The organism is Streptomyces sp. NPDC031225 (assembly GCF_055570355.1).
On sequence record NZ_JBVIHJ010000036.1, the window covers coordinates 43,900 to 50,905 of the forward strand.

General features: G+C 68.2%; 6 protein-coding genes and 1 pseudogene. 6 read left to right on the forward strand and 1 reads right to left on the reverse strand.

Going from position 1 to position 7,006, the window contains the following annotated elements:
• Window positions 1-25 precede the first annotated feature (25 nt).
• Both ACZ48Z_RS41095 and ACZ48Z_RS41100 read left to right on the forward strand, forming a co-directional pair.
• Entirely contained in the window at window positions 26-2,929 is a 2,904-nt protein-coding gene (locus ACZ48Z_RS41095; RefSeq protein WP_468741036.1) for a helix-turn-helix domain-containing protein, read from the forward strand.
• Between the two features lie 134 nt (window positions 2,930-3,063).
• Window positions 3,064-3,192 carry a hypothetical protein gene (locus ACZ48Z_RS41100; protein WP_468741037.1) on the forward strand — a complete coding sequence of 43 codons (129 nt, stop codon included), beginning with the start codon at window positions 3,064-3,066 and terminating at the stop codon, window positions 3,190-3,192.
• 331 nt (window positions 3,193-3,523) lie between these two features.
• Here ACZ48Z_RS41100 and ACZ48Z_RS41105 read toward each other — a convergent pair whose 3' ends face one another.
• A complete protein-coding gene (locus ACZ48Z_RS41105; protein ID WP_468741038.1) occupies window positions 3,524-3,835 on the reverse strand; it encodes a hypothetical protein in 312 nt (103 codons plus the stop codon).
• Between the two features lie 467 nt (window positions 3,836-4,302).
• Between ACZ48Z_RS41105 and ACZ48Z_RS41110 the strand changes: the two genes are divergently transcribed.
• The 4 genes and pseudogenes from ACZ48Z_RS41110 (at window position 4,303) to ACZ48Z_RS41125 (ending at window position 6,985) form a co-directional block, all read left to right on the forward strand.
• Window positions 4,303-4,524, forward strand: coding sequence for a hypothetical protein (locus tag ACZ48Z_RS41110; RefSeq protein ID WP_468741039.1), 222 nt, complete (start codon window positions 4,303-4,305; stop codon window positions 4,522-4,524).
• A gap of 677 nt (window positions 4,525-5,201) precedes the next feature.
• The gene (locus ACZ48Z_RS41115; protein WP_468741040.1) at window positions 5,202-5,771 is read left to right on the forward strand and encodes a hypothetical protein; all 570 of its coding nucleotides are present in this window, start codon (window positions 5,202-5,204) and stop codon (window positions 5,769-5,771) included.
• A 697-nt stretch (window positions 5,772-6,468) separates the two neighbouring features.
• Window positions 6,469-6,630: pseudogene (locus tag ACZ48Z_RS41120) on the forward strand (IS630 family transposase); the annotation flags it as partial.
• A 46-nt stretch (window positions 6,631-6,676) separates the two neighbouring features.
• Complete coding sequence (locus ACZ48Z_RS41125; protein WP_468741041.1) at window positions 6,677-6,985, forward strand: immunity 53 family protein; 309 nt, start codon at window positions 6,677-6,679, stop codon at window positions 6,983-6,985.
• Window positions 6,986-7,006: the final 21 nt, after the last annotated feature.

Consider the following 7,006-nt stretch of genomic DNA (forward strand, 5'->3'; position numbering starts at 1 on the left):
TGTAAACGGTGGGGTGTTGGCAGGGATGAACCTCCTGGAATGCCTGTGCGCCATGGTTCAGCGAGACGAAGATGAACACGGGCGCACACATCACCCGGGGGGCCAGTACATGCACGAGGCGGACAACGGCCGCAGCCCGGCACTTGCTGAGCTGCGCGGACGACTGGAGGATGGACGGGCCCGAGCCGGGTTGAACCAGACGGAGCTCGCCCGAAAGGCCGGCCTGGGCCGCGGGACAGTGTCCAAGGCGTTCTCGCCTGGGGGCGGCATTCCGACGACGCAGACGGTGGCCCGTATGGCACACGCGTTGAAGCTGCCGGTCGGGGAGCTGCTGGAGTTGCGGCGGACCGCGGTCGAAGAAACATCCGGGCACCCGGCCGACATGCCGGGGCCGGGGCGTCCGATTGAGCAGTGGGAGCCGCACGAGCTGGAAGTGCACCCGGCCGGTCCGGGCACCATCACGGTCGGCGAGCGGGCCCTGCCGGGATACGTGGAGCGCCGGCATGACGAAGTGCTGGCCGCGGTGGTACGGGAGGCGGCTAAGGGCCGCAGCCGGATCGTGGTCCTGGTGGGCAGTTCCTCGACGGGCAAGACGAGGGCGTGCTGGGAGGCGGTGCAGCCGCTCGCCACGAAGGGCTGGCGGTTGTGGCATCCCTTTGACCCGACCCGGGCGGAGGCCGCGCTGGAGGAGCTGCACCAGGTTGGGCCGCGCACCGTGGTGTGGCTGAACGAGGCTCAGCACTATTTCGGCGACCGGGCCTGCGGCGAGCGGATCGCGGCAGCCGTACACCGCCTGCTGACCGATGAGCAGCGCGGCCCAGTCCTGGTACTGGGAACGCTGTGGCCCGAGTACGCCGACCGGTACACGACGCTGCCCGGTCCGAACGGGAACGACCCTCACACTCGGGTGCGGGAACTGCTCACCGGCCGCACCGTTGCCGTCCCCGACGCGTTCGACTCCGCAGCCCTGGCCGCCGCCGCCCTCCTGGCCGAGGGGGGTGACGCACTGCTGGCCGACGCCCTCACGCGCGCACGCGACGGCGGACGGATCACCCAGGACCTGGCCGGAGCCCCCGAACTCCTGCGCCGCTACGAGCAGGCCACCCCACCCGCCCGCGCCCTGCTGCACGCTGCAATGGACGCCCGTCGCCTCTTCGTCGGCCCTTACCTCCCCCAAGCCTTCCTGACGGATGCGGCTCCCGACTACCTCTCACAGGACGACTACGACCAACTCACCGAGGACTGGGCCGAACAGGGCTACGCCGAACTCGCCGCACCAGGGCACGGCAAACAAGCCCCGCTACGTCGCGTACGAGCCCGTCCTCAACGACGCCCACTCGGCTTATCGCAGCCAGCCGACCACCCCGAGCCCCAGGCCAGGGGCACGATGTACCGGCTCGCCGACTACCTCGAACAACACGGCCGCTCTGTCCGCCGCTCCCTGTGCCCGCCTGCCTCGTTCTGGGACGCCGCCCACGCCCACCTCACCGACCCAGATGACCTGGAAGTCCTGGTCGAGGCGGCTGAGGACCGACACCGCCTGCAATGGGCACACCACCTCCGCCACCGCGGGGCCTCCCTCGGCAGCGTCAACGCCCTCTATGACCTGGCCGAGATGCGGGAGGACGCGGACGACCGGGCAGAGGCTGAGAGGCTCTATCGGCGGGTAGCCGACCTCGGCGATACCGATGTCCTCTTCAACCTGGCTCTATTGCGGGAGGCAGCGAATGACAGGGAAGGCGCTGACGACCTTGCACGGCAGGCCGCTGACCTCGGAAATATCAAAGTGCTGTCCGACCTGGCGGAGTTGCGGGAAGAGGCTGGGGACCGCGAGGGCGCTGAAGCCCTGGGCCGACTGGCCGCCGGTCACGGCAGCACCACCATCCTGTACCGCCTGGCCATGATGCGGGAGGAGGCTGGGGACCGGGCGAGTGCCGAGAGCCTCTACGAACAGCTCGTCGAGCACGTCGGCGCCGATGCCCTGTACTGCCTGGCCGTGATCCGAGAACACAGGGGAGACCAGGCCGGTGCAGAGACGCTCTATCAGCGCGCCGACGATCACCGCGACCTTGATGCTTTGTGCCGTGTGGTCACGGTGCGGGACATGGTGGGCGACGGGAAGGGCGCTGCAGCCCTCGCGCGGCGGGCGGCAGGCCGCGGCAGGCCTGTCGCCCTGTTCAGCCTGGCGCGGTCCGTCGAAAGGGCGGGGAGCGTAAAGGAGGCTGGCAGGCTCTATCAGGAGGCCGCCGATCATGGCATCACCGAGGCTCTCTTCCGGTTGGGCCGGTTGCGAGAGAAGGCCAAGGATCTGAAGGGTGCCGAGACCTTCTATCGGGAGGCCGTAGAACACGGCATCACCGAGGCGTTCTTCCTGTTGGCTGTTCTGCGGGAGCGGGCAGGGGATGGGGAAGAAGCGGAGGATCTCTACCGGCGAGCTGCGGACATCGGCGAGTCCGCTGGCCTGCGCCGCGTGGTCACGTTGCGCGAGAGGATGGGGGACAGGGAAGGCGCTGAAAGCCTGGCACGTCAGCTTGCAGACAACGGCGACCCTAACGGGGTGGGCTACCTGGGCGACTGCCGGGAAACGGCCGGAGACAAGGACAGCGCTGAAAGTCTCTACCGGCAGGCTGTTGAACGCGGCAGCGTTTTCGCCCTGAACCGCCTGACCAGGCTACGCGAGCAGTCGGGGGACCTGAAGGAAGCTGAGCGCCTTGCCCAACTGGCTGCCGACTTCGGCAGTCCCGACCCGCTGTACCGGCTTGGCCTGTCGAGGGAGAAGGCAGGGGACCGGGAAGGCGCCGAGCACTTCTTCCGCCAGGTCGCCGACCGCGGCCGCGCGCGCGACATGCCTCCTGATGGATCAGCCTTCAGTGCATGGTGGCCCGATGGTCTGGACCCGGATGGACAGCCCACACCGCCCTGGCGGTGAACTGCGGCGCGCGACGCCTACAGACGCCGGCGTACCGCAGACCGTGATGAACCCCAACGGCAGCACAACGACAACCACCTACCGGAGCCCGCTGGCCGACGGCAGCAATCATCGAGGGCGCCCACGCCAACGGCGTGCGCGTGATCGCCGTAGCCACCGGCCGCAGCGACGAATCCGTCCTTCGCGAAGCCGGCGCCGAGGTGGTCCTCCCCGATCTGCGGGACACCGACCTGCTGGTCAAGCTCGTACGCAACGGCGCCTGAACACTCCAGCGGCTGCCAAGACCCACCCCTTGACAGCGAAAAGGGGCGGCTGGCGCGCTCAAACCGCACCAGCCGCCCCCTCTCACGTTCCGTAAGGAGAACCCCGTCCATGACGACCTTCACGGCCCCCGCCACCGTCATCGACAAGAACCTGGATACCGCGTGTGCCGCTGTCACCAGCGAGATCAACCGAACGGACGGCGAGGCGTCCCTGTTCTTCGAACTACTGGAAGGCCGGATCGACTGGAGCATGGTCAGTGTGGACTCGTCCCCCTGCCGCGTCCATCAGCCACGATGGTTCGACCGGCCCCTCACGGCTGTGCCATATCGTTCAGCACGTTTCCGTCTTGGCGTAGTTGCCGAAGGTGAAGTGGTAGGCCGCCCCCGAGCCCGGGGGAATGGTGAAGCAGTCGCTGTCCGGTCCCCAGCCGATAACGACCCGTGCCCGTTGCGTGTTGCCGCATGCGTTCCACACCCACGCGACCTGCCCGGAAGCCTCGTTGTAGATGTCCGTCGAGACGCACCACGGGACGTTCCCCATCGCGGATGCGTCCTGGGCAGGGGCCGCGACCGCGGGTCCTGCCGCAAAGGCGAGGGCGGCCGCTGCCACCAGAGAGGTGAAGAGAACTTTGCGTGATGCCATAGGGTGCCCTCCGTTGTTGTGAGGTGGTGGCGCAGCGCCTGCGCGCCTGAGTAGGTGTTTTCAACATCTACCCGGGCCGTCACCGGTCGTGTCCGGGTACGGCGTGTGCGGGTGGCCAGGGTGCAGGCATGAACCAGTAGAGACCGAGTCAGTATGTGATCGCATAATGCCGCAGTCCAACGTTTCGGAATTCCCCGAAAAGGTGGACGTGTTGGACGCCCTCCTGCTATGAGCGGCGCGCCTGCCCGGAGCTGGCTCGCTGGCGCGTGTCGATGAGCTTGCCGGCCTGTCACCCGACGCTGACGTCAGCCCTCTCCGTTGTGACGGTCATGGGCTCTTGTTGGGGCCCACGTCGGGGGCCTGTGCTGGTAGCTGATGGCACTCGGGCCAACGCGGAGAAACGCCGACGCGGAACGGCGGCTTCTGCACCACTGGCAACACGCCGCCTCTGACCTGCGGCATCGAGGTTGAAAACACCTACTCAGCGCCTGCGGGAGTGGTCGCTCTTCCGCGCCATCACGCTCAAGCTGCCCTGGCAGCCGGACGACCTGCTCGCGTCATCCAACTGGCTCCAGCTCAAGATGGCCGACGGGACGAACACCGAGGCCTTCGAGATCCTCGCCGAAGCCGGCCGCACCAAGCGGATTCGCAACGCTGCCACCAGCCTCGCCCACCGCAGCTCAAGCTGAAATCAGCTCACCCACAACTCTTGACTATTGCTCCAAGGAAGCCGAAGCAGCACGCAGTCATCTACGCGACGCCTGCAAGTTGGCTACACAGCTGCGCAGGGCCGTTGTTGCCTTCTTCAGGCACGAGGACGGAACTGCCGAAGCCTGCTAGACCATGCCCACGACTCGATCTTCCCGGCCTTCGCGGGCAAGCGCGGCGCCGAACTCTTCTACCGCGTCGGCGGCCTGAAGCACTAGGTACGCAACCGGCCCCGCGCCGCCGTCGGCACCACAGATCTGGGCTGCCCCGCCCCGGTCTGGAGGACGCTCACTCCCCGCCGCACGCCCTCGGGACGAAGTGGCCTCAAGGCAGCGGTAGTTGGCGTATGGGGCGAGTTCTGGGGGCATATCGGGGCTGACGCTTGAGGAGTCAGAACGGCCGGGGAGAGGTTTCGGGGATGGCGGCTGGGCGGCGACGCAAGGTAGGTGCGGTGCGGCAGATCGGGGGACGGATCGCTCCGGAGCACCGCAACGGTGTCATGAGCCAGGTCGTCGCGACCCGGCTTCCGTGCCCCGTGTGCGGATCGGGCAAGCTCCGCGTCACAAGCAGTGGCCAGGAGTGCGAGGAATGCCGCCAGACACAGGAGCAGCGGCGCCGGCGGCGCACCATGCTCAGGCGAACGGCCGTGGGGCGACCCGTGTCGTGGCTGGTCAAGGAGCGCAGCCGGGAGGCCGGCCTGATGTTCACGCGCTACGCAGCCTGGCGGGCCCTCGGCCCCAACCCGCTGCCTCGAGGACGCAAGACCCTGGACCGGCTGCGTGTTCACCTGGATGCGGTGCACGTCCTGGACACAGAGCTCAAGCGCCGCTACGCCGCAGGGGCCGCGGTCAGCCCGGCGGGGATCACTGAGCGGCAGGCGGCCGCGTTCCGCCGGCGCCTGTTCACCGATCTGACGGCCGGGCGCCGCACCGTCGATGAGCTGCTTCAGTCTGACGACCGGCTGGGAGATCAGCATGCTTTGCTGGATGCGACGCACGCCTTCGGCGTCTTCAGCGCTCAGTACGGGCACCAGGTCGCCGCGAGCGTCTTTAGGCACGCGGGGGTGCCCGTGAGCCTGTCGTGGCAGGCAGCGGGTACCCACCTCCCTGCCCTCGTCCAGGCTGCGGGCACGGTCGCTTCCAGGCCGTCCGCCGCGTCAGACTGGCTGGAAGAGGCCACCCGCATCGACGTCGAAGCCGAAGCCGCAGCTGCGCGAGCCCGTGGGTAGCGGGGACGGCGAGAGGGGAGCGCCATGCCCAAGATGACGAGCGGTCCGGCCCGGCCGTGGCACCCGGGGATGACTACGGCTTCCAAAGAGGACATCAAGCACATGCGGCCGAAGCAGCGGAACAAGTACCGCCGTCTCGGCTTCACTTGGGCGGAGATCAAGAAGATCGACCGAGCAATCGGACGCGGGGAGCCCGCCCTCACCCTCAAGACCACGGCTGGCGAAGTGACGCTCACCCTGCCTCCGCCACCGAACAGGCCGCAGGCCCCGGGAAACCAGACATGACCTCCCCAGCTCCCCCCCCCACTCACGAGCAGCGCGACGGCAAGACCACCAGTCCGGTGTTTCTCATGGGTCACCTAGGCTGCAGCCGGATCCCTAGGCGCGGGATTCGCTGTGATACTCGCGTTCGGTCGGCCAGACCACGATGTCGACTTCTCGGGGTTCGGCGGCGGTCAGTGCCCAATGGGCGTCACGTCCAGGGACCGGCCGCGGGTTCCGCCGCGTGGCCCGCTCCCGCTTCCAGTACGAGGGCGGCCACCGCTTCGTCCTCCAGCTCACCGGGCGCGCCCGTGCCCTGGCCGCCGACGTCCGCCGCCACGCCGCCGCACTGCCCAAGAACGACGGCCGCGGCGCCCTCGCCGAAGTCATCCTTCGCAAAGCCGACGGACGCCTGTCCGCCCCGTTGGAAGGCACCAACCACACCGTGCAGACCCGAGCCCTGCACGCCTACCTTCGCTGGCGCAACGCCAACGCCCGCCACCGCGACGTCCTGGCCGCCGAACGCAAGGAACGCGCCCGCATCCGCAGCGAGAAAGGCATCCGCTGGGGCGGACGCCCCCTCGCCACCGCGGCCTGAGCGACCCGGCGAACCTATGGTCAGAGCACTACTAGCATCCCCTGTCATGAGCGATTCGGGAGATGTCCTTGACTGGCTGCAGCACTGGTACGCCGCGCAGTGCAACGAGGACTGGGAGCACGAGTGGGGCCTGAAGATCGCCACGCTCGACAACCCCGGCTGGACCGTCACCATCGACCTGGAGGAGACGGACCTGGAGCAACACGAATACCCCCGCCAGGACGTCAACCGCAGCGCTCACGACTGGGTCTGGGCATGGACTTCCGAGAAGACCTTTCAGGCCAGATGCGGCCCCGGCAATCTCACCGAAGCCCTCGCTTTGTTCCGCTCCTGGGCGACCGCGAACACTCCTTGAGCAATCGCACAGCGGCGGGAC